This window comes from Rhodococcus marinonascens NBRC 14363 (genome assembly GCF_001894885.1).
Taxonomy (GTDB): domain Bacteria; phylum Actinomycetota; class Actinomycetes; order Mycobacteriales; family Mycobacteriaceae; genus Rhodococcus_F; species Rhodococcus_F marinonascens.
On record NZ_BCXB01000107.1, the window covers coordinates 1 to 2,002 of the forward strand.

A 2,002-nucleotide genomic window follows, 5' to 3' on the forward strand; every position below is an offset into this window, starting at 1 on the left:
CCTCAGGTTCCCGGCAAAGTCGCGAACCAGGGTTTGTGACCTGTCAAGTACGTGGAGGGGCGGTGGTGGGGTCGGCCGACGACCGACTGGACGAACGTGTCCGACACGCTCGGTGCGCATCCTTGACCTTGCCGATGTGCCCACCATGTCACCGCTTCAGATGCCACGACACCGGCACCGACGGTGGCAGTCCCCCTCGGTCATGGTGCGTGCATCAGCAGCTCCGCTCGGTCACTGTCACCAGGAGGCTGCATGAACCCCATCGACGCGATCACCAGCATCACCGGCCACGTGCTCATCCGGATCGGCCACGCCATCGTCGGCGACGCACCAGATGCCGCGACACCCGCGCCCATTCATATCGAGGCCGTACACGTCCACTGCGACGGCACCCACCACGCAGACAGCCCATCTGCCGGCCGACCGCGATTCCCCCGCTGGGGCAAGCGATGACACACACAACCGAGGGGGACCAATGCCGGACGTAGCGAAGAAGGCCGTACTCGACCTGAGTAAGAAGAAGTTCTACGTCGACGGCGAAGAGTTCCCGTGGCTCATCACCGATCCCGGGCCGACCCTGACTCAGTCTCTCGGATACCCGCTCGCCCTCATGACCCTGACGCTCCTTGCCGACACCGTCGAGGTCATCCCCGAATCAAACACCAACCCCAAGGAGTAACACCATGATCGGATCACTGAGCATCGACGACATCACCACCATCGGGAAGGCCCTGGTCGACATCGCCACGATCCTTGTGCCGCTGGTCTTCTGACCCCGATGAAGTCAGCCGCCGCCCGCGGCCTCGGCTATGCACACCGGCAGCAGCGAGAACGACTACTGCGTAAGCACGTCGACGGCAACCCTTGCTATTGGTGCGGGAGACCGCTCTACCGCGACCCGGCACAGAACTGGGACGGCAACGCACTCCACGCCGACCACACGATCGCACGCTCACAAGGCGGCACAGTCGCCGACCGGCTAGTCCACGACCTATGCAATAAGCAGCGTCAAGACGGCCGCAACGACCACCTGCGCCCAGCAGTCACCGGCATCAACGTCGCAGACGCACGCGCCGTCGACGACCAACTCGGCCTGCGCCTCATGCCCTGGCCCTGACCCCCCACCCCCCGAAATCATCGAGGGGGTGGGGGGTCCGGGACTTCCCGGTCCAGTCACTCCTTTTTTACAGCGGCCCCGAAACTCACGTGCAAAACCGGCCCCGAGCTGCACCGATGATGCGGAATCGGGTCGACCAGAACCCCATAAAACCTGCACCCCTACCGAAGGAACCCAGCCATGACATTCGAACCTGACCCCGACGACCTCAACGACGACGAGTTCAACGAGAGGAACGTGGACTACTTCACAGACGAGCTGGCCGGCCTCGACGTCGAAGCAACGCTCGCAAACCCCCGCAACCTTTCGCATTACCGGCGTTCGATCGAGTACGGCCGCGACGGACGCCCTCTGCACGAGCTGGACCGGCTCGCCAACCCACCCGGCTCTGATCGGTGGCCGTTCCCCCTCCCAGAAGACGGGCTCGACGAGGACGACCTGTCATGACGGATCTTCCCGAGCTGTTCGACCTCGGTGACCGGGTGCTGTTGGGTCCTCGCCCGGCTGCCGAGGTCGCGGCCGTCATCCGCGTGACCACCACGTTGCTTTCCCGCGTGGGTGACCGGGGGCCCGCGACGTTGCGCCATCCCGAACACTTCCACCTCGGCGGTGAAGCGTTCGATCGGGTTCATAGCGCCTCCTGGTGACAGTGACCGAGCGGAGCTGCTGATGCACGCACCATGACCGAGGGGGACTGCCACCGTCGGTGCCGGTGTCGTGGCATCTGAAGCGGTGACATGGTGGGGCACATCGGCAAGGTCAAGGATGCGCACCGAGCGTGTCGGACACCTTCGTCCAGTCGGTCGTCGGCCAACCCCACCACCGCCCCTCCACGTACTTGACAGGTCACAAACCCTGGTTCGCGACTTTGCCGGGAACCTGACG

At 64.5% G+C, this 2,002-nt stretch carries 5 protein-coding genes; all 5 read left to right on the forward strand.

All coding sequences use genetic code 11. The features are described 5' to 3' along the window. Positions 1-252 precede the first annotated feature (252 nt). The 5 genes from RM2_RS22990 (at position 253) to RM2_RS23010 (ending at position 1,764) form a co-directional block, all read left to right on the forward strand. Positions 253-453 carry a hypothetical protein gene (locus RM2_RS22990; protein WP_072691757.1) on the forward strand — a complete coding sequence of 67 codons (201 nt, stop codon included), beginning with the start codon at positions 253-255 and terminating at the stop codon, positions 451-453. 22 nt (positions 454-475) lie between these two features. Then, the gene (locus RM2_RS22995) at positions 476-679 is read left to right on the forward strand and encodes a hypothetical protein (protein WP_072691758.1); all 204 of its coding nucleotides are present in this window, start codon (positions 476-478) and stop codon (positions 677-679) included. A 99-nt stretch (positions 680-778) separates the two neighbouring features. Then, entirely contained in the window at positions 779-1,117 is a 339-nt protein-coding gene (locus RM2_RS23000) for an HNH endonuclease (RefSeq protein WP_072691759.1), read from the forward strand. A gap of 180 nt (positions 1,118-1,297) precedes the next feature. Further along, positions 1,298-1,564: a hypothetical protein gene (locus tag RM2_RS23005; RefSeq protein WP_072689376.1), complete on the forward strand. Its 267-nt coding sequence runs from the start codon at positions 1,298-1,300 to the stop codon at positions 1,562-1,564. Continuing rightward, positions 1,561-1,764, forward strand: a complete 204-nt coding sequence (locus RM2_RS23010) for a hypothetical protein (protein WP_072691760.1) — start codon at positions 1,561-1,563, stop codon at positions 1,762-1,764. Before RM2_RS23005 ends, RM2_RS23010 begins: the two co-directional genes overlap by 4 nt. Positions 1,765-2,002 lie beyond the last annotated feature (238 nt).